The organism is Curvibacter sp. PAE-UM, from assembly GCF_001432305.1.
GTDB lineage: Bacteria > Pseudomonadota > Gammaproteobacteria > Burkholderiales > Burkholderiaceae_C > Hylemonella.
Window position 1 is genome coordinate 1,511,910 of sequence record NZ_KQ483358.1, and the last position, 25,404, is coordinate 1,537,313.

Sequence of the window (25,404 nt, forward strand, 5' to 3'; positions counted from 1 at the left end):
CTCAGCGTCCCTGGCTGCTGGCAGCGGCCGGTGCTGCCGCCGTGGTGCGCACGGCCGTGCCTTCACGCAAGGGGCCGACCACACCGGCCAGCACCCGGCTGCCTTCGGCCAGGCCGGTGATCGCCACCATGTCCAGGCCACCGGCCTGGCCACGCGCGCCCAGCGTGACGCTGACGTGGCGCACCTGCTGGTTCTCGACCACCTGCACATAGGGCTGGGGTTTGTCGCTGCGCACGGCCTGCAGCGGCACGGCCAGCGTCTTGAGCTTCTCGGTCCCCAGCGAGCCCTGCACGAACAGGCCCTGGCGCAGGCCGGGCGCCGGCTTGAGCTGCAGATAGACCAGCACGCTGCGGCTGCCGGCCTGGGTGCTGGGGTTGATGCGTGCCACGCGTGCCGGCACCGGCTGGGCGTGGCCTTCGACCTGCAGCAGGGCCTGCTGGCCCACGCGCACGCCCACCGAATCGGCGGCGCTCAGCGCGGCCTCGATCTCCATGCGTGAGAGGTCGACGATCTCGACGATGCGCGTGTCCACCGCCACGCGCTCACCCGGCTGGGCCAGGCGCTGCGCGATGAACCCGGCCATGGGGGCCTTGAGCACGGTGTCGGCCATGCTCTTGCGCGCCACATCGGCGGCCGCCCCGGCGGCCTCGAAGCTGGCGCGGGCGCCGTTCAGGTTGGCCAGGGAGGTGTCCAGCGCGGTTTTGGAGATGAAACCCCGGTCGACCAGGGCCTTGTTGTTGTCGTACTGGCGCTGCGCGATGTCGATCTGCGCCTTGGCCGCGTCGGCCTGCAGCTGGGCCTGGCGCAGCCGGGCCTCGTACTCGGCCGGGTCGATGCGTGCAATGACCTGACCGGCTTTCACGGCATCACCCTCGCGCACGCTCAGGCCCTGCAGTTCGCCCGGTACACGGGCCTTCACAAAGGCCGTGTTGGCCGCCTTGAGCGTGCCCGAGACCGGCAGGCCCCGTTGCAGCTCCTGCATCTGCAGCGGCAGCAGGTCGCCCGCTGCGAGTTCGATCACGGTCTGCGTTCCGCGCGCGGTCTGTTCGGCCAGTGCCGCCTGCTGGGCCTTGCGTGCGCCCAGGGCGCGCAGCACGGCGATGGCCAGCAGGGCCACGACCAGGGCCACCAGGCCCCATTTGATCCAGCGTTTCATCGTCTTCTACTTTCCATTCACAAGAGGGTTGGCGGCAGCGCCGGTCGGGCACAGGCCGTACAGCAGGGTCTGTACCTGCAGTTCGAGGTATTTCTCCGGGTCCAGGATGGCCGAAGGGCTGGCGCAGGCGCCGAAGGAGTGCTTCCAGGACATCAGGAAGATCATCGGGGCCAGCACCACATAGATGGCGTGTTCCATGTCGACGGGGCGGAACTCGCCGCGGTCCACGCCGCGCTGCAGGATGCGCCGGACCAGCTCGTGGCCGGGCTCGATGACTTCCTGCTGGTAGAAGGCCGCGAGTTCGGGGAAGTTGCTGGCCTCGCTCATCATCAGCTTGGTGATGCCCGCCGCCGGGGTGTTGCCCACGCGCTGCCACCACATCATCAGGGCGTAGCGCAGCATCTCCGGTGTGCTGCCGGGGAAGGTGTCGAACTCGGCGTTCCACTCGGCAAAGCGGCCGGCCAGGTTCTCGCGCACCACGGCCTTGAACAGTTCTTCCTTGCTGGCGAAGTAGAGAAAGAGCGTGCCCTTGGAGACGCCGGCGCGCCGTGCCACTTCCTCGGAGCGCGTCGCGGCATAACCCTTCTCGACGAAGAGCTCCAGCGCGGCGGCCAGCAATTCGCCCGGACGGGCTTCCTTGCGCCGTTCGCGTTTGGCCTGCACCTTGGCGCAGGTCTCGGAAAGCAGCTTGGTGATCATGAACAGGCGTTAATGACTGACGGGTTATTAATGTAATCCCGCAGCCCCGGGTCCGTCAAGCCGCATCCTGCCCTTGCTGTGTGAGGCGGGGCCCCGGAATGGGTAAAGCCGGAGTAAAGGGCAGGACGGGATGGCCTGATTAAGATGCGGGGTCATCCTGGCGAAAAGCTTCATGTCCAACGATCCTCCCATTCTTGTCCTAGGCGGCGGCTGTTTCTGGTGCACCGAGGCGGTGTTCGACCGGGTGCGTGGTGTGCTCGACGTCGAGAGCGGCTACAGCAACGGCCACGTCCAGCAGCCCAGCTACGAACAGGTTTGCAGCGGCCACACCGGGCACAACGAGGTGGTGCGCCTGGTCTACGATCCGGCGCAGGTGAGCGTGCGCCAACTGCTGGGCATCTTCTTTGCCACGCACGACCCCACCACGCCCAACCGCCAGGGCAATGACGTGGGCACCCAGTACCGCAGCGCCATCTACACCACCCGCCCCGAGCAGGAGCAGGCAGCGCGCGAACTGATCGCGGAGCTGGAGCAGGCGAAATTGTTCGGTGCGCCCATCGTCACCGAGGTGCTGCCGCTGGCCAACTACTGGCCGGCCGAGGCCTACCACCAGGACTATTACCAGCAGCACCCCGACCAGGGTTACTGCGCCTACGTGGTCGGCCCCAAGGTGGCCAAGTTCCGCAAGCAGTTCAGCGAACTGCTCAAGCCGGAGGTCGGCGCGTGATCGTCACGCGGGGCCTGGCCTGCCAGTACCCCGGCGGCGCGGCCTTGCGCTTCCCCGATGTGTCCGTGCCCCAGGGCGGCACCCTGCTGCTGCGCGGGCGCTCGGGCAGCGGCAAGTCGAGCTGGCTGGCGCTGGCCGCCGGCCTGATGGCGCCCAGCGCCGGCGAGATCGCGGTGGCCGGCCAGGCGCTGCGCGCGCTCAGCCCGGTGCAGCGCGATGCCTGGCGCGCGCGCCACCTCGGTTTCCTTCCGCAGAAACTGCACCTGAGCGCGGCGCTCACCGTCGCGGGCAATCTGGAACTGGTCTACTTTGCCGCCGGCCTGCCGGTGGACCGCGCTGCCATCGCCGCCGCCTTGCTGGCCCTGGGCGTGGCCGAACTGGCCGAACGCCGGCCCCGGCAGCTGTCGGGCGGGCAGGCCCAGCGCGTGGCGCTGGCGCGCGCTATCCTGCTGAACCCCCAGGTCATCCTGGCCGACGAGCCCACGGCCAGCCTGGACGATGCAGCCGCGCGCGAGGCGCTGGCCCTGCTGCTGGGCACGGCGCAAGGCTGTGGCGCCACGCTGGTGATCGCTACGCACGATGCGCGCGTGGTGGTGGCCTTGCCCCAGGCGCAGGTGCTGGACCTGGACCGGCTGCCGGAGACCGCGGTATGAAATTGCTGCAACTCTCCTGGCGCTACCTGTGGGCGCGCCCGCTGGCCACGGTGCTCAACCTGCTGCTGCTCACGCTGGGCCTGGCCGCCATCACCCTGGTGTTGCTGACGCGTGCGCAGCTGGACCGCGCCTTCGAGCGTGACCTGGCCGGCATCGACGCCGTGGTCGGGGCCAAAGGCAGCCCGCTGCAGCTCATCCTCTCGGGTGTGTTCCACCTGGACGTGCCCCCGGGCAACATCCTGTTGCGCGATGCCCAGGCCCTGGCCAGGGACGCGCGCGTGGCCCAGCTCATCCCCCTGAGCCTGGGCGACAGCTACCGCGGCTTTCGCATCGTCGGCACCACACACGACTACCCCGCGCACTACGGCGCGCAGCTGGCACAGGGTCGGCTCTGGCAGCAGCCCATGGAAGTGGTGCTGGGTCACCAGGCGGCGCAGGCCACCGGCTTGCAGCCGGGCCAGCCCTTTGCCGGGTCGCACGGCCTGGCCGATGGAGGCGCTGCCGGCACGCATGCCGCGCACCCCTATGTGGTCAGCGGCGTGCTGGCGCCGTGCGCCTGCGTGCTGGACCGGCTGCTGCTGACGGCCACCGAATCGGTCTGGGAAGTGCACGAGGTAGCCCACGGCAAGGACGACGACCATGACGCGGCGCACGAAGACGAGAAGCGCGAAATCACGCTGGCCCTGGTGCGCTACCGCAGCCCGCTGGCCGCGGCCACTTTCCCGCGCCATGTGAACACCACGACCAATATGCAGGCGGCAGCACCCGCGCTGGAGATCACGCGCCTGCTGCGCATGGTGGGCGTGGGTGCCGACGTGCTGCGCGGTTTTGCGCTGGTCCTGCTGCTGTCGGCGGGCCTGAGTGTCTTCATCGCCTTGTGGAGCGCGGTGCGCGAGCGGCGTGAGGACCTGGCCCTGCTGCGCATGCTGGGGGCGCCACCGCGCCGCCTGGCCGCGCTGCTGCTGTGCGAGGCGTTCTGGCTGGCCGCGCTGGCCACCGGGCTGGGCCTGCTGGGCGGACACCTCTTGACAGGCCTGCTAGGCTATCTCCTGGCGGCCGAGCAATCCCTGCCCATGACGGGCTGGCTCTGGCTGGGCGTGGAACTCTGGGTGCCCGCCCTGGCTCTGACCGTGGCGGTGCTGGCGGCCTTGCTGCCGGCACTGGGTGCCTACCGCATGGAAGCGGGACAACTCTTGAATTCGAGATAAATCATGCGCAAGCTTCTCCTGGTCCTTGTTCTTTCGCTCACTTCTGTGGCACAGGCCCAGCTGGATGCCCCCATCGCTGGCGGCATCCCCAGCGGCAGCGGTGCCGGCGTGCACAGCCCGCAAAGCCCCATTGCGCCCCTGAAGGAGCGCGCCGACGTGCTGCCCTGGTCCTTCCTGACCAACGTCAAGACCAAGGTCGAGAAGAACCGTGTGCTGCCGGTGTTCCCGCCCGAGATCCTGGTGCTGGACGGGAAACAGCAGCGCGTGCAGGGTTTCATGATGCCGCTGGAGCCGGGCGAGAAGCAGACGCACTTCCTGCTCAGTTCGGTGCCGCTGTCCTGCTCGTTCTGCCTGCCCGGCGGGCCCGAGAGCATGATCGAGGTGAAAACGAAAACGCCGATCCGCTACGGCATGGAGCCGCTGGTGGTGCAGGGGCGCCTGGCCGTCTTGCATGACGACCAGTACGGCCTGTACTACCGCATCACCGATGCCGTGCCGGTGAAATAATCACCGCCTAAGCTATCCGTCTCATGTCGTACGCGCGTCCTTTGCATCAGCACACGCTCCGGTCCCTGCCGGGCGTGATGCTGCTCGTGATGGCGCTGCTGTGGGCCCAGCTGCTGGGTCTGGCGCACGGTGTCTTGCACGCCCATGTGGCGCACAACAGCCCGGCTGTCGGGGCGCAGGCCCAGCCGGCGCAGGATCTGCTGGCCCACCTGCTGGCGCCTGCCAGTGACGAAAACGAGTGCCGCCTGTACGACCAGCTGGGTCAGGGCGGCCCGCTGCTGCCGGTGCTGGCAGCGCCGGCCCTGGCCCTGCCGCTGGTGCCGGCCTGGGTCGTGCTGCAGTCGCTGCAGCAGCGCCCCTGCGCCGCCTTCGCGGCGCGCGCACCCCCAACGTCCCGCTGAACCTCCTTAGCTGATCCGCCGCGTCGTCCTTTAGGCCGCGCGGTGTTTTCTGTTGGATTCAACGAGACGACGATGAAACACGAACACAAGACCCCTGATTTTTTCCGCCGCAGCACGCTGGCGACGCTGACCCTGCTGGCCTGCAGCGCCTGGTCCCAGGAAAATGCCACGCTGGCGCCCGTGGTGGTGACTGGCAACCCGCTGGGCGCCACCGAGCTGATCGCCCCGACCGAACAGCTCTCGGGCACCGAGCTGCTGCTGCGCAGCCAGCCCACCCTGGGTGAAACGCTCAACGGCCTGCCCGGCGTGAGCAGTACCTACTTCGGCCCCAACGCGAGCCGGCCCGTGATCCGTGGCCTGGACGGCGACCGCATCCGCATCCTCAACAACGGCGGGGCCAGCGAAGACCTGTCCAGCCTGAGCTATGACCACGCGGTGACGCTGGACCCGCTGCTGATCGAACGCGTCGAGGTGCTGCGCGGCCCGGGCGTGCTGCAGTACGGCGGCAGCGCCGTGGGCGGTGTGGTCAATGTGATCGACGGGCGCATCCAGCGCGAGCCTCTGTTCGGCCCGCAAGGCGGTGTGGCCGGCAAGCTCGACGCCGGTCTGGCCACCGGCAACCAGGAGCGGGGCGGCACCGTGCTGCTGGACGGCGGGAACGATCGCTACTCCCTGCACATCGACGCCATGTCGCGCAAGACCGAGGACGTGGCCGTGCCCGTCGACCTGTCCTGCACGCGCGGCGGTGTCACGAGCACGGCGCGCCGCATCTGCAACTCGGCCAGCGAGAGCATGGGCGGGGCGCTGGGGGGCACGCTGTTTTTCGATCGCGGCTACCTGGGTGCTTCGCTCTCCACCTACGACACCCACTACGGTTCGGTGGCCGAGGACGAGGTGGACATCCGCATGCGCTCCAGCCGCCTGGCGCTGGAAGGCGAGCTGCGCGAACTGGGCGGGTGGCTGCAAAGCCTCAAGGCCCAGTTCAGCCGCAACGACTACCAGCACACCGAGTTCAATGCCGGCGTGCCCGGCACCCTGTTCAAGACCCAGGGCAACGACCTGCGCCTGCAGGCCCGTCACGCCCGCCTGGGCGCGCTCGACGGTGTGATCGGCCTGCAGTTCGATGACAGCGAGTTCTCGGCCGACGGCACCGAAGCCTACGCACCCTACAGCCGCACGCGCAGCAGCGCGGCCTTCGCGCACGAGGAGCTGGCCACGGCCTGGGGCAAGCTCAGCGCCGGGGCGCGGCTGGAGGCTGTGCAGGTCGAGTCCTTCGGTACGCCCGGCGTGGCGCGTTTCACGCCGGCAACGCGCAGCTTCAACCCGGGCAGTTATGCCCTGGGCGCGCTGTGGAACGTGGCGTCCGAGTGGCAGCTCACGTCCAACCTGTCGTGGAACGAGCGTGCGCCCAAGCATTACGAGCTCTACGCCAACGGCGAGCACGTGGCGACCAAGGCCGAGGAGATCGGCAACCCGGAGCTGGGCAAGGAGCGCTCGACCAACTTCGACCTGGGTGCCGCCTGGAAACGCGGGGCCCACCGGGCGCAGCTGCAGCTGTTCCAGCACCAGTTCAGCAACTACATCTCGCTCGAAGGGACCGACCTCACGACCTCGCCGCCGCAGTACACCTACACCCAGGTGCAGGCGCGTTTCATCGGTGCCGAGGCCAGCGGCAATGTGCGTCTGCTGGACGCACAGCACAAGCTGGACCTGACCCTGCGCGCCGACACCGTACGTGCCGAGAACACCAGCACCGGCCAGCCCCTGCCGCGCATTGCGCCGCAACGCGTGGGCGCCACGCTGGTGTGGAGCCGCGCGGCCTGGGGTGCGCGCCTGGGGGTGGACCGGTATGCGGGGCAGGACCGTGTGCCCGAGGGGCAACTGGCCACCGGGGGCTATACCTTGTGGAATGCGGCGCTGAGTTTGCGTGACAAGGTGAGTGGGTTGCCGGCGCTTTGGTATGCGTGGGTGGACAACATCGGCAACACGCTGGCTTATTCGTCTTCGTCGATCCTGACGCAGACGGCGCCGGGGAGGGTGCCCTTGCCGGGGCGGAGTTTGAAGGTGGGGTTGCAGTTGAGCTTCTGAGCTTTTCTTCTTTGTTGCCTGTCCTGGGCTTTCGTTGCAGGCCGGGTCTCGCCCCGGCGGGCGAGGTACTTTTCTTTGCTTCGCCAAAGCAGAGTACCCAAAAGAAAGGCGAGCCGAAGTCAGGGCCGCTACGCGGTTCCTTGCGCTGCTCGCACCGGGCGGGGTCGGGCTAAACTCGCTACGCTCAAACAACGCCCGCCCTGATCCGCCCGCTGCTGCGCTGCTCAGCCCTGCCACACGGCGAGGGGACCCAACAGCCGGACCCCACAAGGACGCGCCATGGCGCGTCCTTGTTGTCTTTGGTACCCGGTCTCCGGCTCCCCCGCCGTCATGAGGAGGCGAGTAGCGCAGGGCTGAGCGGAAAAAGGGGCGCGCATGTTTGAGCGCAGCGAGTTTGCGCGCACCCCGCTCAGGCCGAGCAACGCAGCGTGCCCGCGCAGCGGGTCGACGAATCCGGCTCGCCTTTCTTTGCTTACTTTCTTTGGCGAAGCAAAGAAAGTGAGTGCGCTGTCGGGCGCATCACCCGACACCAAACCCGCCGTCGGAGCGAGACCCGTCACACCACACCGGGTCGTGCAGTCCATGAACTAGCATAGGCACCATGAACCATCCAGTTTTCTCCGCCCTGATCCCCGTCGTGCTGCTGGTGGCCCTGGGTTATGTCGCTGGCCGCCTGCGCTGGATGCGCGCCGATTCGGTCAAGGACCTTTCCAACCTCGTCTTTCTGGTCCTGACACCCGCCCTGATGTTCCGCACCATGGGCAAGGTGGATGTGAAGCAGCTGGAATTGCTGCCGCTGGCAACCTACTTTGTGGCCGTGTTCATACTCTTCGGTGTGAACCTGCTGTGGCAGGGGCTCAACCGGCGTGCCGCCGTGCTGGCCCTGGCCTCCACCTTCAGCAACACGGTGATGATCGGCATCGCCTTCATCGGCCTGGCCTATGGCGAGGCCGGTCTGGTGGTGCTGCTGGCCCTGCTGTCTTTGCATGCCGTGGTGTTGCTGACGGCCGGCACGGTGATCCTGGAGCTGGCCGTGGCGCGTGAGGCCGCGGTGGCCGAGCCCCGCGCCATGTGGCGCACGGTGCTCAGCGCGGTGCGCAACGCCGTGATCCATCCGGTGCCCCTGCCCATCATCGCCGGCCTGCTGTTCGCCCAGACCGGCTGGGCCATCCCCGAAGTGGTGGACCGGCCCCTGCAGTGGCTGGGCAACGCCTTCGGTCCGCTGGCCCTGCTGCTGGTGGGCGTGACCCTGGCCGGCACCACCGTGGGGCCGCATCTGCGCGGCGCGCTGAGCCTCACCCTGGTCAAGAACCTGTTGATGCCGGCCCTGGTGGCGGGCCTGGGCCTGCTCATGGGCCTGTCGGGCTTGCCGCTGGTGGTCATGATCGTGACGGCGGCCCTGCCCATGGGGGCCAACGTCTTCCTGTTCTCGCAGCGTTATGCGGTGGCGGAGGAGTTGGTGACGGCCAGTGTCATCGTCTCCAATGCGGTGGCGCTGCTGACCTTGCCGCTGGTGATGTGGCTGGTCGGTCTGCTGTGAGCTGAGGCCTCAGGGCGCGAGGCGCTCGCGCGTCCACCCGCCCTTTGCGTCGGGCAGATAACGCAGCCGGTCGTGCAGGCGGCTGGGCCGGCCCTGCCAGAACTCCCAGCGCTCGGGCGCCAGGCGGTAGCCACCCCAGTGCGGCGGGCGCGGCGGTTGCAGCAGGAACTGCGCGGCATAACGCGCGGCGTTGGCCACCAGCACACCCCGTCCGCTGATGACCTGGCTTTGCGGGCTGGCCCAGGCGCCGATGCGTGAATCGAGCGGACGGCTCTGGAAGTACTCGTCGCTTTCCTCGGCACTCACCCGCTCCACCCGGCCTTCGATGCGCACCACGCGCTCCAGCTCCACCCAGTGGAACTGCAGCGCGGCAAACGGGTTGCCGGCCAGTTCGCGGCCCTTGCGGCTCTCGTAGTTGCTGTACCAGACGATGCCGCGCGTGTCATAACCCTTGATCAGCACCACGCGCGTGGAGGGCCGCAGGTCGCTGGCCACGGTGGCCACGGTCATGGCGTTGGGCTCGGGAATTTCGGTCTTGATCGCTTCGTGCAGCCACTGGTCGAACTGCTGCAGCGGGTCGGCGTGCGAGGCGTCCTCGCTGAGTTCGGCGCGTTCGTAGCTTTTGCGGAGATTGGCAATCGAGGACATAGGTACAAGAGTATAGGCAGGACCCCGATCGGGGCTGGCCGGTCACGGGCCCTGTCGCAAATTGCAACTATCCCGCGCCGGCCTAGGGCTAACCCGCATGGTGGCGCAGAGGCATGTGACTACGCTGAAACGCTGTCATTCCAACACGGTCGGCATGTTTCATGTCCGGCTTATATAGAGGAGCCTCGCGATGAGTACCACGATGAACGTCAACGGCAAGGCGGTCACCGCCCGGTCCGAGCCCGATACCCCCCTGCTGTGGGTGATCCGCGATGAACTGGGCCTGAGCGGCACCAAGTTCGGCTGCGGCGCGGCCCTGTGCGGCGCCTGCACCGTGCACGTCAATGGCCAGCCGGTGCGTTCCTGCCAGACGCCGGTGGCATCGGTGGCCGGCAAGCGGGTGGCCACGGTGGAAAGCCTCTCGAAGAACAACAGCCATCCGCTGCAGAAGGCCTGGATCAAGCACGATGTGCCGCAGTGCGGCTACTGCCAGTCCGGCCAGCTTATGAGCGCGGCCGCCCTGCTGACCAAGAACAAGAACCCCAGCGATGCGGACATCGATGCCGCCATGAGCGGCAACATCTGCCGCTGCGGCGCCTACCCCCGCATCAAGGCCGCCATCAAGGATGCGGCTGCCACCATGCGCAAGACCGTCTGAGGAGACACACCATGACCACGAACCAGACTTCCCGTCGTGATTTCCTGAAGACCTCTTCGCTGGCCGCTGGCGGCCTGCTGATGGGTTTTGCCCTGCCGGGCGCCAAGGTCGAGGCCCAGGCCGCCGGCACCGTCTACACGCCCAATGCCTGGGTGCACATTGCCGACGACAACACCATCACGCTGATCTCGGCGCGTTCCGAAATGGGCCAGGGGGTCTACACCTCCATGCCCATGCTGATTGCCGAAGAGCTCAACGTCGACATCCACCAGATCAAGGTTGACATCGCGCCGCCGGCCGCCGTCTACGTCAACGCCTTGCTGGGTGCGCAGATCACCGGCGGCTCGACCTCGGTGCGTGACGGCTGGGAGAAGCTGCGCGTGGGCGGTGCCCAGGTGCGCGAGATGCTGATCTCCGCTGCGGCCGACGAGTGGAAGGTGGACCGGAGCAAGCTCAGGGCCGAGCGCGGCATGGTGCTGGGCCCCAAGGGCAAGAAGGCCAGTTATGGCTCGCTCGCCGCGGCGGCCGCCAGGCTGCCGGTGCCCGAGAAGGTGGCGCTCAAGGACCCGAAGGACTTCAAGATCGTGGGCAAGCGTGTCAAGCGCCTGGACACACCGTCCAAGGTCAACGGCACGGCCGAGTTCGGCATCGACGTCAAGCTGCCGGGCATGGTCTACGCCAGCCTGGAGCAGTGCCCGGTGATCGGCGGCACGGTCAGGAGCTTCGATGCCTCCAAAGCCAAGGGCATGCCGGGTGTGATCGACGTGGTGCAGATCAGCGACGGCGTGGCCGTGGTGGCCGACAGCTACTGGCATGCGGTCAAGGCGCGCCAGGCCCTGAGCGTTCAGTGGGACGAAGGGGCCGGGGCCGCGCTGGACCACAACAAGGTGCTGGCCAGCACACGCGCCGCGGCCGACAGCGGCAAGGTGCTGCCCATAGGCAAGCCCATGGGCAATGTGGCCGATGCCATGAAGGGTGCGGCCAGGGTGCTCAAGGCCGAGTACATCACGCCCATGCAGGCCCATGCGCCGCTGGAGCCCATGAACTTCACGGCCAGCTTCGAGAACGGCAAGATCCTGCTGATCGGCCCGACCCAGTTCCAGCAGGGCGCGCATGGCGCCGTGGCCGGTGCGCTGGGGCTGAAGCCCGAAGACGTCACGCTCAAGACCACCTTCCTCGGCGGGGGCTTCGGCCGCCGCCTGGAGCTGGACTTCGTGATCCAGGCCGCGCAGATCTCCAAGGCCGTGGGCAAGCCCGTCAAGCTGCTGTGGACGCGCGAAGACGACATGACACACGACTACTACCGTCCCCTGGGCCTGAACCAGTTGCAGGCCGGCCTGGACGCCAAGGGCATGCCGGTGGCCCTGTCGCACAAGGTCACCTCGCAGTCCATCACGCAGCGCGCCTTCGGCCTGCCCAAGGAGACGCTGGACCCTTTCATGGCCGAGGCCGCCGTGGGACCCTATGCCATCGCCAACACGCAGCACGACCTGGTCATCCACGACAGCGGCATGCGCGTGGGTTACTGGCGCGCGGTGAGTCACAACATGAACGCCTTCGCCAACGAGAGCTTCATGGACGAGCTGGCCGCCTCCGCCGGCAAGGACCCTTACCGGTACCGCATGGCGCTGCTGAAAGACAAGCCGCGTTTTGCCCGCGTGCTCAAGCTGGCGGCCGAGAAGTCCGGCTGGGGCAAGCCGCTGCCCAAGGGGCGTGCGCGCGGCATCGCCCTGATGGAGGGCTACGACACCTATATGGCGCAGGTGGCCGAGGTCTCGGTCAAGAACGGCGAAGTCAAGGTGCACCGCGTCACCGTGGCGGCCGACCTGGGCCGCATGGTGAACCCGGATACGGTGGAGGCGCAGATCCAGTCCAGCATCGTGTTCGGCATGTCGGCCGCGCTGATGCAGGAGATCACCCTGGCCCAGGGCCGCGTGCAGCAGACCAACTACAACAACTATCCGGTGGTGCGCATGCACGAGTCGCCGAAGATTGATATCGTGCTGGTTCCGAGCAAGGAAAAGCCCGGAGGCATCGGTGAACCGGCCACCGCCCTGGTGGTGCCGGCCATTGCGAACGCCGTGGCGGCCGCGACCGGCAAGCGCGTGCGCAAGCTGCCTTTGAGCCCAGAGGCGATCCGCGCGGCCTGAGGGCGTGGAAACCGAGGAGGAGCAAGAAGATGGAAAGTCTTGATCTGCGTGTGCTGGCCGATGCACTGGCCTGGAAGCGTTCCGGCCGCGCCGTCTCGCTGGTCACGGTGGTGCAGACCTGGGGCAGCGCGCCGCGCCCGCCCGGGGCGCTGCTGGCCGTGCGCGAGGACGGCGTGGTCAGCGGCTCGGTTTCGGGTGGTTGTGTCGAGGACGACCTGATCGCGCGCGCCAAGGCGGCCCTGGCCGAAGGCCGGCAGGATCCGGCGGCGGCCAGACCCGCGCTCATCGTCTACGGCGTCAACAAGGAAGAGGCGGCGCGTTTCGGTCTGCCCTGTGGCGGCACCCTGCGCCTGGTGCAGGAGCCCTTGCAGGATGCGGGCTGGGTCGAGCAGCTGCTGGCGCGCACGGCCGAACACCGTCTGGTGGCGCGCACGCTGGACCTGGCCACGGGCCAGGTGACGCTGGCCGATGCGGTGCGGGGCCAGTCCATGAGCTTCGACGACCAGCGTCTGACCACGGTTTTCGGCCCCAAGTGGCGCCTGCTGCTGATCGGCGCCGGCCAGCTCTCGCAGGCGGTGGCCAGCATGGCCAGCCTGCTCGATTTCGAGGTGCTGGTCTGCGACCCGCGTGAGGAATACGCGGCCACGCTGGGCCTGGCTGGCGTGCAGCGGGTGCCGGGCATGCCCGATGACGTGGTGCGCGAGATGCTGCCCGATGCGCACACCGCCATCGTGGCGCTCACGCACGATCCCAAGCTCGACGACATGGCGCTGCTGGAGGCGCTGAAGTCCGCCGCCTTTTATGTGGGTGCGCTGGGTTCGCGCCGCAACCAGGACGCGCGCAAGCAGCGCCTGGCCGAGCACTTCGACCTCAGCGCCGAAGAGCTGGCCCGCCTGCACGGCCCGGTGGGCCTGGACATCGGCGCGCGCACGCCAGCCGAGATCGCCGTCTCCGTGCTGGCGGAGATCGTGCAGGTCAAGAACGCGGCCAGCCGGCGCGTGGCCAACGCGCCGGGCTGCATCACGGCCTGAGAGTCTTGCCCAGGGCTCAGCGGCCCAGGCGGGCGGGGGCGTGCGCCAGCAGTTGTTCCAGCGCCCGGTCGTGGATGCCGTGGGCCTGCAGGCTCACATAGGTCTGGTGCGCATAGTCATGCGTGCTGCCGTAACGACCGCAGGCCTGCGCGAAGATCTGGCGGTACTGCTCCGGGCTCAGTGCCCCGGTGTAGTTGGGGCTGCGGCGTGACAGCGTGAAAGCCAGGGCCGAGACCGGGCCGTGTGGCGTTTCGCAGCGCAGCCAGCGCGGGTCGTAGACGCCGGTGGGCATCTCGCGTTCCCACAGGGTGGCCAGCACGGCCGGGGCCTGCTGCCGGTGCACCCGGAACACCACACCATGACAACTGCCGCCCGTGAGCAGGCCGAAGACCAGGCCGGGCTGCTCCGGCGTGCCGCGGTTCACCCGGCTCCACATCTTCAGCGCACGGTGCCAGCCGCGCACATGGGCCGGCCGCCGTTCCTCGAAATCGAAGTCGGGCCGCCAGATGAGCGAGGCGTAGCCGAAGATCCAGAGATCGCCGTGGCCGCCCCATTGCGTCAGCGTCGCGGCCAGCATGGGGGCCGGATCACGCAGTGGCGGGGGGAGCTTGAAGGTCGGGTTCACAAGGGGCCGAAGAGGCTCGAACTGCGATGGGTGACACGCAGCCACGCGTCCAGGGGTTGCGGATGCGAGTAGAGAAAACCTTGCATGGCGTGGCAGCCGTGGGCTGCCAGGAAGTCGGCCTGCGCGCGCGTCTCCACACCCTCGGCCACCACCTTGAGGCCCAGGTGTTGGGCCATGGAGAGGATCATCGCAACGATGGCGGTATCGCCCGGGTCATGCGGCGTGTCCTGGATGAAGCTGCGGTCGATCTTGAGTTCGTGCAGCGGCAGGCGCTTGAGGTAGGCGAGGCTGGAATAGCCGGTGCCGAAGTCGTCGATCGAGAAGCGGATGCCGCGCGCGGCCAGCGCGTTCATGCGCGGGATGGTGTGCTCCAGATTCTCCAGCAGCAGGCCTTCGGTGACCTCGAAGACCAGCAGGTCGGCCCGGGCGCCGCTGCGATCGAGCACGGCCAGGACCTGTTCGACAAAATCAGCCTGGTGGAACTGGCGCGGGCTGACGTTGAGCGAGACCGGGATGGCGTGTCCTGCGGCCAGCAACTGTCGCTGGGTGTGGCAGGCCTGTTCCAGCACCCAGTTGCCCAGGCGCAGGATCAGGCTACTCTCTTCGGCGATGGGGATGAAACGCGATGGCGCTACCGCGCCGTGCAGCGGGTGCGTCCAGCGCAGCAGCACCTCCACCCCGACCACCGTGCCGGTCGCGTTCACCTGGGACTGCAGGTGCAGCGCCAGCTGCTCCTGGTCGATCGAGCGCGCCAGCTCGCTCTCCAGTGCCAGCTGCTCTTCGACTTCCTTCTGCATGGCCGCTTCGAAGAAGGCGATGCGGTTGCGGCCCGCGGCCTTGGCGCGGTACATGGCGGTGTCGGCGTTGCGCAGCAGGTCCTCGGTGCCCTGTGTGGCAGGCCCCAGCACGACCACGCCGATGCTGGCGCTGGCGCTGTAGGGCTGGCCGTCGAGGATGAAGGGCTGCTCGAAGGCTTCGCGCACCTTGCTCGCCACGACCCTGGCGGCGCGCGCATCGCTGTCGTGTTCCTGCGCCGGGCGGGTCGAGAGGATCACGAACTCGTCGCCGCCCAGGCGCGCCACGGTGTCCTCTTCGCGCATCAGGCCGCCCAGGCGCTGCGCCACGGCCAGCAGCAGGGCATCGCCGGCGGCGTGACCGCGCGCATCGTTGATGTTCTTGAAACGGTCCAGGTCCAGGTAGAGCAGGATGCCGCTCATCGGGCTGCGCCGGGCGATGGCCAGGGCCTGGCCCAGGCGGTCCATCAGCATGCGGCGGTTGGGCAGGCCGGTGAGTTCGTCGAAATAGGCCAGGCGGTTGAGTGCGGAGGCGGTGCGCTGCAACTCCTCGTTGACGCGCTTCAGGTCCTCCTGGCCTTGTGCCAGCGAGCGCGAGATGACCAGCTGGTGCTCGAGCGAGCGTTCGAGCTGCTGCAGCAGCACGGCGCAGGAAATGGTGATGATGGCGTTGATGAAGATGAAGTTGATCGTGATCACGATCCATTCGACGAAGGGCCTGGCCTCGAAGCCGGGTACGTGCAGATCGGTGTTGGCCAGGTAACCCACGGTCATCAGCGTGAGGGCGTTGATCCCGAGCGCCAGCAGGGCCGGACGCAGGCCCAGCAACAGTGCGGCCATGACGGGGAAGGCCATCAGGTAGATCTGGCTGACCGGTCCGATGTGCACCAGGAACCAGACACCCATCAGGTAGATCAGGGCCAGCAGGTTCGAGGCGCGGAAGCGGTAGGGCAGGCTCTTGCGGCGCCACAGGACCAGTACCCAGGCCAGGGCCGCGATGTCGATCCAGGCAATGGCCCACAGCTCGTGGCGCAAGGCCAGCCAGACGCTGGGCACGGCCGTCAGGGCTCCCAGCACGGCGATGAACATCAGGATGGTCGAGAGGATGCGGGCTCGCCAGTCGTGCAGAACTTCAGGCTCCGCCGACGTGGAGGAGAGCATGCCTCGCAGCTTCGCAAACATTCTCAAGGTGCGGGACCTCGTTGGGGATGGTTCACGTCGATGCGGACCGACCGGCCCGCATGACTGCATCCTAGCGTGTGTCGGTACTGGCGGGCTGACGCCAGGCCGGATGTTTCGTGACTTGTCCCGGAAAAGTCACGCCTTGCGCACCCGGCAGCGCCAGCCTCAGGCGTCGCGCTGGATCAACTCGATCTTGTAGCCGTCGGGATCGGTGATGAAGGCGATCAGCGTGTTGCCGCCCTGGACCGGGCCAGGTTCGCGCGTGATGTTGCCGCCCTTGGCACGGATATGCTCGCAGGTGGCGTAGATATCCTCCACGCCCAAAGCGACGTGGCCGTAGGCCCCGCCCATGTCGTAGGTGTCGACGCCGTAGTTGTAGGTCAGCTCGAGCTCGGCCTGATCGGGGTTGCTGGCGTAGCCGACGAAGGCCAGTGTGTACTTCTGCTCGGGACGGTCGGTGGTGCGCAGCAGTTGCATGCCCATGACACGGGTGTAGAAGTCGATGGAGCGCTGCATGTCGCCAACGCGCAGCATGGTGTGCAGGAATCTCATGGCAGTGGTGTAGCGGGGTTGAAACGGCTTTGAGCATACCGCTTCCCCGATCCAGCTGTGCCGCTGGGGAATAATCAGCGGCTGGACACCTCAGCGGGAATCTTCATGGCCACTTTCACCCAAGTCATCCTCTATACCGACACCGACGGCCGCGCCCGTTTCCGCGAGGAGCAGCTGCCACTGGCACAAGGCACGCCGCAATCCATGCTGTCCGAGGTGTTTGCCTCGGGCGGTTATCAGCTGCGCCACAGCCCGGTGGGTTTCCGCAGCAGCTTTCACTGCACCGGGGCGCCGCAGTGGTGTTTCATCCTGCAGGGACAGATGGAAATCGGTTTGCAGGGCGGGGTGTCGCGTGTGTTCGGCCCGGGGCAGCACTTCTACTCGGCCGATCTGCTGCCCGAAGGCGCCCTCTTCGATCCGGCCGTGCACGGCCACTGGAGCCGCCAGGTCGGCCCGGACCCGCTGATCACCCTGTTCGTGCGCGGCTGAGGCCCAAGAAAAAAGGCCTGCACGAGGCAGGCCTTTGTCAGGGACGGGACACGCCTGCTCAATGGCTGATGCGGCCGTAGTTGGTGCGCAGCGGATCGACGCCACCGGGGACCCTGTCGCCACCACCACCGCCCTGGCCACCGCCAGAACGGCCGCGTCCACCACCACCGCCGCCGCCACCACCACGGCGGCGACCGCCCTGGCTCAGGGCATCGGTACCGGTGCGCAGCGGATCGGGCTGGCCGCCGTTGCCGCCGCCCTGGCCCTGACCCCGAGGGCCGTTGTTGCCACGGCGCGGCTCGTTGTTGCGGCCCTGACCGCCTTGACCTTGGCCCTGACCCTGGGCACGTTGGCCCTGGGGTTTGGCCTGGCCGCGCGGCTGACTCTGACCACCACCGGCGCGCTGGCCCTGACCCTGGCCGCCGCTCCTGCTGCGGTCCCCCTGGCCGGCCTTGTTGTCACGCACGCGCTGCAGCATTTCCGTACGCGCAGCCTTGGCCGCAGCGGCCATGACTTCGCGGCTCGGCGGCTTGCCGGCGCCGCCCCAGATGGTCTGGCGGCCCATGGCGATGGGTTCGGCGCGCTCGCCCGGCTCGGGGGCAAAACCCTCGACGACCCGCACTTCAATCTTCTGCTTGGTGAAGCGCTCGATGTCGGCCATGAAGCCTTCTTCGTCCAGACAGACCAGGTTGATGGCGGCGCCATCAGAGCCGGCACGGCCGGTACGGCCGATGCGGTGCACATAGTCTTCGCTGACGTTGGGGATCTCGTAGTTCACCACGTGCGGCAGCTCGTCGATGTCGATGCCGCGCGCGGCGATGTCGGTGGCCACCAGGGCGCGGACGTCGCCGCTCTTGAAGCCGGCCAGCGCCTGGGTGCGGGCACCCTGGCTCTTGTTGCCGTGCAGGGCCATGGCGGTGATGCCGTTCTTTTCCAGGTATTCGGCCACGTTGTTGGCGCCGAACTTGGTGCGCACGAACACCAGCACCTGGCTCCAGTTGTGCTCCTGGATGATGTGGGCCAGCAGGGCTTTCTTCTTGCCGCGGCCCACCGGGTGGATGACCTGGGTGATGCGCTGCACCGTGGTGTTGCGCGGCGTGACCTGCACGCTCTGCGGGTTCTTGAGCAGGCCGTTGGCCAGCTCGCGGATCTCGTCGCTGAAGGTGGCCGAGAACAGCAGGCTCTGCTTGTCCTTGGGCACCAGGGCCAGCACCTTCTTCACGTCGTGGATGAAGCCCATGTCCAGCATGCGGTCGGCTTCGTCCAGCACCAGGGTCTGCACGGTGGACAGGTCCAGGAAACCCTGCTGCTGCAGGTCGAGCAGGCGGCCCGGGGTGGCCACCAGGATGTCGACGCCCTTTTTCAGGCGGCTGATCTGCGGGTTCATGCCGACACCGCCGAAGACGACGGTGGAGGTCAGTTGCAGGTACTTGCCGTAGGTCTGGACCGATTCCTCGACCTGGGCGGCCAGCTCGCGCGTGGGGGTGAGCACCAGGGCGCGGATGCCGGTGCCGCCCCATTTGTTCTGCGCGCTGCGGCTCATGGTGAGGCGGTGCAGCAGGGGCAGGGTGAAGGCGGCGGTCTTGCCGGTGCCGGTCTGGGCGCCGCCAAGCAGGTCGTGGCCCTCGAGCACCAGCGGAATCGCCTGGGCCTGGATGGCCGTGGGGGTCTCATAGCCCTGCTCGCGCACAGCCTTCAGGATGGCCGGAGCCAATTTCAGATCTTCAAAGTTCATGTAGATGGCGCCCATCCGGGCGCTGGGATATCGGCCAGTACAGGTACCTGGGGTACCTGGCCAGTCAAAGGCAGATAGGGTTCAAGGGTGGGACCGTCGGTCCGCGGGACGCGGTGACAAAGCCCCCAGCAGTGTGCTGATGTTGCGCGCAACTGAACGGCAACGGACATCATTGTCGCATGCTTCGGCGGATGGCGCTTGCCAAGCGACGTTATTTGACGGAAATTGTTCCTTCTCGCCATTTTTGTCATACCCGTAACAAAATGTTGTCAGGGCGTGGGCGCTGTCATGTCCTCGGTGGAAAATGTAACAAGCACCGGACCCGAGCCCGGGCAATGATCAATTGAATCCATGAAAAAGTTTCGCATGCGGCGCCTGGGCGTGTCGGATGATCCGACCCTCGAGAAGCCGTCCCTGCACGATTGCATCGAGGCGGTGCTGGAGCAGTCCGGCCCGCTGATCGACGACGTGATCAAGGGCCTGGACCTGGCCATGCAGCAGGTGGGCGGCAAGGTCTCCAAGGTCAACGAGCGCGGCCTGAGCCTGCCCATCGTCGAGGAATTGCGCCGCCAGGCCGAGGCCGTGCGCGCCACCTTCGGCGTGCAGCTGCGCCTGGCGATCTACCGCAGCGGCAGCCATGCCAGCGACCCGGAGGCGCTGGTGCGCTTCGAGGACATCCAGCTGCTCGACGAGGGCCAGCTCGACGCCAACATCGAGTTCGCCATGGCGCAGCAGGAGATCCAGATGGCGGTGGACGAGGTGATGCCGCCGCTCAATGCCCTGATCAGCAGCCTGATGGGCTGGATGTCGGTGCAGGCCCACCTCAACCCCCTGCGCCCCGAGACCTTTGCGCGTGCCCTGCGCGAGACCCTGCTGCAGCACGTGCCCAGCGAGCAGGCGCGCACCGCGCTGATCACCCCGGCCGCCGGCATCCTGGGCCACAGCCTGCGCACGCTCTACAAGGAACTGGGCGACTGGCTGCGTTCGCAAGGGATCGAGCCGGTGGTGCCGCTGCTGACCTCCGCCGCGCCGGCGCCGGGCGGCACGCCGGTCGAGCACCCGGTCACCCGCACCATGCTGACGCTGGACAAGCTGCGTCGCCTGTTGACTGCAGAGATCGATCTCAGCGGCGGGGCCAACCGGAGAACGGATTTCCTGCACACGGTGCCGGCCTCCATGGTGGCGCTGGAAGACCTGCGCATGGTCGAGCCCATGATCAAGCGCCTGAGTGAACGCGCCCTCACGGAGGCCAAGGCCGCGGCCAAGGGACCTGGCAAGAACATGAATCGTGAGCTGGGCCAGCAACTGGGCGAGGAGGTGGTGCGTCTCATGCTGGAGAACCTGGGCAAGGATCAGCGCCTGTTGCCACCGGTGCGGGCCCAGGTCAAGGAGCTGGAGCCTCTGCTGTTGCGCCTGGCCCAGGCTGACCCGCGCTTTTTTAGCGAGCGCAAGCACCCGGCGCGCCAGTTCCTGGACCGCATCACGCACCAGAGCCTGGGTTACAAGACCGAGAACGACGAGCGTTTCCAGCGCTTTCTCAAGATGGTGTCATCGTCGGTGCTCGAACTGCTGGGCAGCGACGGTGAACCCGAGTCCTTTGCCCGGGCGCTGACCATGCTGGATGCCCAGTGGTCGCGAGTGGACCTGGCGCTGCGGGCCAAACAGGAAGATGCGGCGCGTGCCCTGATGCACGCCGAGCAGCGCAACATGCTGGCCCAGCGGCTTTCGGCAGACTTTCAGGAACGCCTGCGCGAGAAGAAGGTCCCGGATTTCGTGGCGGCCTTCCTGTGCGGCCCCTGGGCCCAGGTGGTGGCCGAATCGCAGCTGCGCAACGCCGACGGCACGACCGACGCCCAGGGCTACCTGGACCTGGTGGATGACCTGATCTGGAGCGTGCAGGTCAAGCTGGCGCGACGCAACCGGGACCGCCTGGTGCAGCTGGTGCCCAATCTGCTGGTCAAGCTGCGCCATGGCTTGCTGCTCATCGAATACCCGCCGGAGCGCATCCCGCGTTTCCTGGACCAGCTGATCGCCCTGCACGAGAAAGCCTTCGAGCCGCCCAAGGTCCTGCCGGCCCCGACGCCCACGCCGGCCCAAGCGGCCCGGCCCATGGTGCTGCCCGAGGAGCTGGGCGGTCCGGTCGAAGGCCTGGAAGTGACCGAGCTGGACGGATTTCCCGACGAGCTGCCCCAGGAGTTTTCCCAGGAGACCGGGGAGGAAAGTACCGGTTTCGGCGTGATCGAGGCGGCCGATGCCGACCAGATCTGGATGGCTGGCCACGAGGCCGACGAGGCCGGTTACCTGCCCGAGGGCGATGTCATGCCGGATGCGGCGCCGGCCGGCGCACCGGTGTCCGGCGCCTGGAACGCAGCCGATCTGGCCATCGGCTGCTGGGTCGAGTTGCAGCTCAAGGGCGAGTGGGTGCGCGCCCAGCTGACCTGGGCCAGCCCGCACGGCACCCTCTTCATGTTCATCTCGGGCAAGGGGCTGGCCCACTCCATGTCGCGTCGCACCATGGAGCAGCTGCGCACGCGCGGCCTGATGCGCATCGTGTCCGAGCGCCACATGGTGGACAACGCGCTGGACGCCGTGGCCCAGACGGCCCTGCTCAACGCCCGCAACCAGTCCAAAACCTGAAGGAGCCCGGCAGGCGGGGATAATGCGGGTTTTACCCCCGCAGAATCCACCGTCCATGGCCCAATACGTCTTTTCCATGAACCGCCTCGGCAAGATCGTGCCGCCGAAGCGTTACATCCTCAAGGACATCTCCCTGTCCTTCTTCCCCGGTGCCAAGATCGGCGTGCTCGGTCTCAACGGCTCGGGCAAGTCCACGCTGCTCAAGATCATGGCCGGCGTCGACAAGGAGTTCGAGGGCGAAGCCATCCCCATGGCTGGCCTGAAGATCGGTTACCTGCCGCAGGAACCGCAGCTCGACCCCAATGAAACCGTGCGCCAGGCCGTCGAAGGCGGCATGGGCGAATCCAAGGCCGCGCAGGCGCGCCTGGAAGAGGTGTACGCGGCCTATGCCGACGAGAACGCCGATTTCGACGCCCTGGCGGCCGAGCAGGCCAAGCTCGAAGCCATCATCGCCACCGCCGGCGATGGCGGTGAGCACCAGTTGGAGATTGCCGCCGACGCACTGCGCCTGCCGCCCTGGGACGCCGTCATCGGCCAGCTCTCCGGTGGCGAAAAGCGCCGTGTGGCCCTGTGCCGCCTGCTGCTCTCCAAGCCCGACATGCTGCTGCTGGACGAACCCACCAACCACCTGGACGCCGAATCGGTGGACTGGCTGGAGCAGTTCCTGCAGCGTTACTCCGGCACCGTGGTGGCCATCACCCACGACCGCTACTTCCTGGACAACGCGGCCGAATGGATCCTGGAAATGGACCGGGGCTCGGGCATCCCCTACAAGGGCAACTACAGCGAATGGCTGCAGCAGAAGCAGGCCCGCCTGGAGCAGGAGCAGAAGGGCGAAGAGTCCCGCGCCAAGGCGCTGAAGAAAGAGCTGGAATGGTCGCGCCAGAACCCGAAGGCGCGCCAGGCCAAGAGCAAGGCCCGTCTGGCCCGCTTCGAGGAGCTGTCCGATTTTGAATACCAGAAGCGCAACGAGACCAATGAAATCTTCATCCCGGTGGCCGATCGCCTGGGCAATGAAGTCATCGAGTTCGTCAACGTGACCAAGTCCTTTGGCGATCGCGTGCTGATCGACAACCTCAGCTTCAAGGTGCCGGCCGGCGCCATTGTCGGCATCATCGGCCCCAACGGTGCCGGTAAGTCGACCTTGTTCAAGCTGATTGCCGGCAAGGAAAAGCCGGACAGCGGTGAGGTCAAAATTGGCTCGACCGTGAAGATGGCTTTTGTCGACCAGCACCGGGACGAACTGTCCAACGAAAAAACCGTGTGGGAAGACGTCTCGGGTGGCCTGGACATCCTGAACGTGGGCAAGTTCCAGATGGCCAGCCGCGCCTATTGCGGACGCTTCAACTTCAACGGCGGCGACCAGCAGAAACGCGTGGGCACGCTGTCGGGTGGCGAGCGCGGGCGCCTGCACCTGGCCAAGACCCTGATCGCCGGTGGCAACGTGCTGATGCTGGACGAACCCTCCAACGACCTGGACGTGGAAACCCTGCGCGCGCTGGAAGACGCGCTGCTGGAATTCGCCGGCTCGATCCTGGTCATCAGCCACGACCGCTGGTTCCTGGACCGCATCGCCACCCACATCCTGGCGGCCGAAGGCGACAGCCAGTGGACCTTCTTCGACGGCAACTACCAGGAGTACGAAGCCGACAAGAAGAAACGTCTGGGTGAAGAAGGCGCCAAACCGCATCGCGTGCGCTTCAAGGCCCTCAAATAGGGTACAAAGCGGGCATCGTCCATCTGGCAGGAACCGCACACATGAGCACACGCCCACAACCGGTCGCCCGCAGTGCCCAGCTCGATGGTCTGATACACGAGGCGTCGCGCCGGGGCCTGGACATCATGGACGGCGTGTTGCGCCAGACACGCGAGACCCTGCAACAGCAGATCGACCAGACGCGCGACCTGCTGGCGCGCGATGCCCGCTCCCGCGTGGTCTCGGTCCTGGTGCAGTCCGCGCCGGAGATGCGCGCGCGTTTCCCCGAGACCCTGCAACGCGCCTTCGAGCGTGAACTGGGCGACAACCCCGTGACCACCACCCTGGACGCGGGCCCGTCCAGCATCAAGTTCGAGCAGCTGGAACTCATGGACGAGCAGGACGTGCAGGTGCGCATCAGTGCGGCACGTGGCCTGCAGCAGGCGCTGCAGGACGCCGAGCAGGAGCTGACCGAGCTCAACACCCTGGTCAGTTCCATCCTGGGCTTCGACCAGGTGCGCCCGGAACGCAATCCCTTCCGGCCCGAGATCTACGTCGAGGCCCTGCAGGGCCTGATCAGCGAGATGCAGGGCGACAGCGCGGCGCAGACCCAGTGCCGTCAGATCATGGTGCCTCTGCTGGGCAAGAGCCTGCGCCCGGTCTATCAGGAGCTGCTGGCCTATCTGAAGATGCAGAAAGTCCAGCCGGTGCGTTATGCCATCCAGCGTGGGGCCTTCTCCGGCGCGCCCGTCGTGGGGCATGAGCCTGGCCAGGTCTCGCCCATCCAGACCGCCATGGCGAACGGGCCGGCACCTGTGCCGCCGCCGCAGGGCGGACTCGCGCAGCAGGTCTATGCCGGCCAGCTGACCGTGCAGCAGCTGCACGGCCTCGTCTCGGGTGCGACGCCGGACGCCGACCAGCTGGTGCAGGAAGTGGTCAAGCTCATACTCGCCAGCATCACCGGCGATGAGCGCATCCTGCCGCCGGTGCGCGAGCTCATTGCCGGGCTCAAGCCGGCCCTGCTGCAACTGGCCCGCAGCGACCTGCATTTCTTCAGCGACAAGCAGCATCCGGCACGCCAGCTGCTTGAGGAACTGGCTCAGCACAGCTTTGCGTACGACCGGGCCGAGGCCGAGGGTTTCGCCGAATTCCTGTCGGAGATGCGACAGGCGCTGGCGCACCTGACCCCGGCAGCCGGTGGTGCGCCCGAGACCTTCGAGCGCGTGCTCGTGCGCCTGCGTCAGCGCTGGTCACAGGCCGACAAGCGCCGCCTGGCGCAGCAGCAGGCGGCCGTGCAGGCCCTGCAACAGGCCGAGAAGCGCAACCAGCTGGCGCGCCAGATTGCCGAGCACATCCGCAAGCAACCGGGCACCGTGCTGGTGCCCGACCTCATGGTGGACTTCGCCTGTGGTCCCTGGGCCCAGGTCATGGCGCAGGCCCAGATCGACGGCAAGGTCGAGCAGCCGGGCGCGCCCGACTACGTGGCCCTGCTCGAAGACCTGTTCTGGAGCGTGCGCCCTGACCAGGCGCGCCAGCAGCCGGGGCAACTGGTCAAGATCATTCCGCAACTGGTGAAGGGCCTGCGCCAGGGGCTGGAGAGCATCCACTACCCACCCGAGCAGCTGCAGAATTTTCTCGATCAGCTGTTCGCCCTGCACCAGGGCGGCCTGGACAGCGGGTCCGCCGCACGCAGTCTGAAGCCGGCCGCCCCACCCGTGGCCAGGACCTGGCTGGCGCCCGAGGAAGCGCGCGATTCCGGCTTCATGGACGACCTGGGGGCGGAAGAAACTCCCGACTTTGCCTCCACGGTGCCGGCAGAGTTCCCGGCCGAATTCCCGGCGACCGAGCCCATGGGCCTGGTGGAAGGGGAAAACGACGACGGCCAGGTGCTCCCCGACGAGGGGCCGGCAACGGCGGTGCCGGCGCTCTCACTGGACCAGCTGCAGCCGGGGAGCTGGGTCGAATTGCTGGTCAGCGGGCATTGGATGCGCCTGCAACTGGCCTGGCTGAGCGACAACGCGAGCCTGTGTCTTTTTTCCAGCGCGGGTGGTTCCAACCACTCCATGACACGGCGCATGTTCGACCGCCTGGTCGTTCGGGAGCATCTGCGCCTGGTGACGCAGGGGCCCGTGGTCGAGCGCGCCTTCGATGCCGTGGCCGAACTGGCCATGCGCAACAGCGTCTACATGGATATCCAGGCCGATCCGCCGGCCTGAGAACTTACGAAT

General features: G+C 67.4%; 21 protein-coding genes. 14 read left to right on the forward strand and 7 right to left on the reverse strand.

The genetic code is table 11. The features are described 5' to 3' along the window. Window position 1 precedes the first annotated feature (1 nt). Window positions 2-1,156, reverse strand: coding sequence for an efflux RND transporter periplasmic adaptor subunit (locus tag AO057_RS07395; RefSeq protein WP_057675020.1), 1,155 nt, complete (start codon window positions 1,154-1,156; stop codon window positions 2-4). Window positions 1,157-1,162: 6 nt separating this feature from the next. Then, window positions 1,163-1,855 (reverse strand): TetR/AcrR family transcriptional regulator, encoded by a 693-nt coding sequence (locus tag AO057_RS07400; protein WP_057675021.1) that lies wholly within the window; start codon window positions 1,853-1,855, stop codon window positions 1,163-1,165. Between the two features lie 172 nt (window positions 1,856-2,027). Between AO057_RS07400 and msrA the strand changes: the two genes are divergently transcribed. From msrA to AO057_RS07435, 7 genes are all read left to right on the forward strand, one after another. Next, window positions 2,028-2,582, forward strand: a complete 555-nt coding sequence (gene msrA, locus AO057_RS07405) for a peptide-methionine (S)-S-oxide reductase MsrA (protein WP_057675022.1) — start codon at window positions 2,028-2,030, stop codon at window positions 2,580-2,582. After that, a complete protein-coding gene (locus AO057_RS07410; RefSeq protein WP_057675023.1) occupies window positions 2,579-3,235 on the forward strand; it encodes an ABC transporter ATP-binding protein in 657 nt (218 codons plus the stop codon). Before msrA ends, AO057_RS07410 begins: the two co-directional genes overlap by 4 nt. Further along, window positions 3,232-4,443 carry an FtsX-like permease family protein gene (locus tag AO057_RS07415; protein WP_057675024.1) on the forward strand — a complete coding sequence of 404 codons (1,212 nt, stop codon included), beginning with the start codon at window positions 3,232-3,234 and terminating at the stop codon, window positions 4,441-4,443. The genes AO057_RS07410 and AO057_RS07415 overlap by 4 nt, the downstream gene beginning before the upstream one ends. Before the next feature lie 3 nt (window positions 4,444-4,446). Beyond that, window positions 4,447-4,950, forward strand: a complete 504-nt coding sequence (locus tag AO057_RS07420) for a DUF3299 domain-containing protein (RefSeq protein WP_057675025.1) — start codon at window positions 4,447-4,449, stop codon at window positions 4,948-4,950. 23 nt (window positions 4,951-4,973) lie between these two features. Then, window positions 4,974-5,351: a hypothetical protein gene (locus AO057_RS07425; protein WP_205630003.1), complete on the forward strand. Its 378-nt coding sequence runs from the start codon at window positions 4,974-4,976 to the stop codon at window positions 5,349-5,351. Window positions 5,352-5,423: 72 nt separating this feature from the next. Continuing rightward, window positions 5,424-7,439: a TonB-dependent receptor gene (locus AO057_RS07430; protein ID WP_057675027.1), complete on the forward strand. Its 2,016-nt coding sequence runs from the start codon at window positions 5,424-5,426 to the stop codon at window positions 7,437-7,439. Between the two features lie 601 nt (window positions 7,440-8,040). Continuing rightward, window positions 8,041-8,979, forward strand: a complete 939-nt coding sequence (locus tag AO057_RS07435; RefSeq protein ID WP_057675028.1) for an AEC family transporter — start codon at window positions 8,041-8,043, stop codon at window positions 8,977-8,979. Between the two features lie 9 nt (window positions 8,980-8,988). Here the strand turns inward: AO057_RS07435 and pdxH are convergent, their stop codons facing one another. Next, window positions 8,989-9,627 (reverse strand): pyridoxamine 5'-phosphate oxidase, encoded by a 639-nt coding sequence (pdxH, locus tag AO057_RS07440; RefSeq protein ID WP_057675029.1) that lies wholly within the window; start codon window positions 9,625-9,627, stop codon window positions 8,989-8,991. Between the two features lie 190 nt (window positions 9,628-9,817). Between pdxH and AO057_RS07445 the strand changes: the two genes are divergently transcribed. From AO057_RS07445 to AO057_RS07455, 3 genes are read left to right on the forward strand one after another with little or no spacing between them, the layout of a single operon-like run. Then, window positions 9,818-10,285 (forward strand): (2Fe-2S)-binding protein, encoded by a 468-nt coding sequence (locus AO057_RS07445; protein WP_057675030.1) that lies wholly within the window; start codon window positions 9,818-9,820, stop codon window positions 10,283-10,285. A gap of 11 nt (window positions 10,286-10,296) precedes the next feature. After that, a complete protein-coding gene (locus AO057_RS07450) occupies window positions 10,297-12,435 on the forward strand; it encodes a xanthine dehydrogenase family protein molybdopterin-binding subunit (protein WP_057675031.1) in 2,139 nt (712 codons plus the stop codon). 29 nt (window positions 12,436-12,464) lie between these two features. Then, window positions 12,465-13,466: an XdhC family protein gene (locus AO057_RS07455; protein WP_057675032.1), complete on the forward strand. Its 1,002-nt coding sequence runs from the start codon at window positions 12,465-12,467 to the stop codon at window positions 13,464-13,466. A 16-nt stretch (window positions 13,467-13,482) separates the two neighbouring features. Here AO057_RS07455 and AO057_RS07460 read toward each other — a convergent pair whose 3' ends face one another. The 3 genes from AO057_RS07460 to gloA form a co-directional block, all read right to left on the reverse strand. Continuing rightward, entirely contained in the window at window positions 13,483-14,043 is a 561-nt protein-coding gene (locus AO057_RS07460) for a gamma-glutamylcyclotransferase (protein ID WP_057675033.1), read from the reverse strand. Window positions 14,044-14,087: 44 nt separating this feature from the next. Next, window positions 14,088-16,046, reverse strand: coding sequence for a putative bifunctional diguanylate cyclase/phosphodiesterase (locus AO057_RS07465; RefSeq protein WP_082605634.1), 1,959 nt, complete (start codon window positions 16,044-16,046; stop codon window positions 14,088-14,090). A gap of 186 nt (window positions 16,047-16,232) precedes the next feature. Further along, window positions 16,233-16,619, reverse strand: a complete 387-nt coding sequence (gene gloA, locus AO057_RS07470; RefSeq protein WP_082605450.1) for a lactoylglutathione lyase — start codon at window positions 16,617-16,619, stop codon at window positions 16,233-16,235. A 105-nt stretch (window positions 16,620-16,724) separates the two neighbouring features. Here gloA and AO057_RS07475 point away from each other — a divergent pair, with 105 nt between their 5' ends. Then, window positions 16,725-17,108 (forward strand): cupin domain-containing protein, encoded by a 384-nt coding sequence (locus AO057_RS07475; protein WP_057675036.1) that lies wholly within the window; start codon window positions 16,725-16,727, stop codon window positions 17,106-17,108. A 58-nt stretch (window positions 17,109-17,166) separates the two neighbouring features. Here AO057_RS07475 and AO057_RS07480 read toward each other — a convergent pair whose 3' ends face one another. Next, window positions 17,167-18,843, reverse strand: coding sequence for a DEAD/DEAH box helicase (locus AO057_RS07480; protein WP_057677208.1), 1,677 nt, complete (start codon window positions 18,841-18,843; stop codon window positions 17,167-17,169). Window positions 18,844-19,194: 351 nt separating this feature from the next. Here AO057_RS07480 and AO057_RS07485 point away from each other — a divergent pair, with 351 nt between their 5' ends. Genes AO057_RS07485 through AO057_RS07495 form a run of 3 tightly spaced genes read left to right on the forward strand, consistent with a single transcriptional unit; the run spans window position 19,195 to window position 25,392 of the window. Then, window positions 19,195-21,480, forward strand: coding sequence for a DUF1631 family protein (locus tag AO057_RS07485; RefSeq protein WP_057675037.1), 2,286 nt, complete (start codon window positions 19,195-19,197; stop codon window positions 21,478-21,480). A gap of 55 nt (window positions 21,481-21,535) precedes the next feature. Continuing rightward, on the forward strand, window positions 21,536-23,197 hold the full coding sequence (gene ettA, locus AO057_RS07490; protein ID WP_057675038.1) for an energy-dependent translational throttle protein EttA: 1,662 nt from the start codon (window positions 21,536-21,538) through the stop codon (window positions 23,195-23,197). A 41-nt stretch (window positions 23,198-23,238) separates the two neighbouring features. Further along, entirely contained in the window at window positions 23,239-25,392 is a 2,154-nt protein-coding gene (locus tag AO057_RS07495; RefSeq protein ID WP_057675039.1) for a DUF1631 family protein, read from the forward strand. Window positions 25,393-25,404 lie beyond the last annotated feature (12 nt).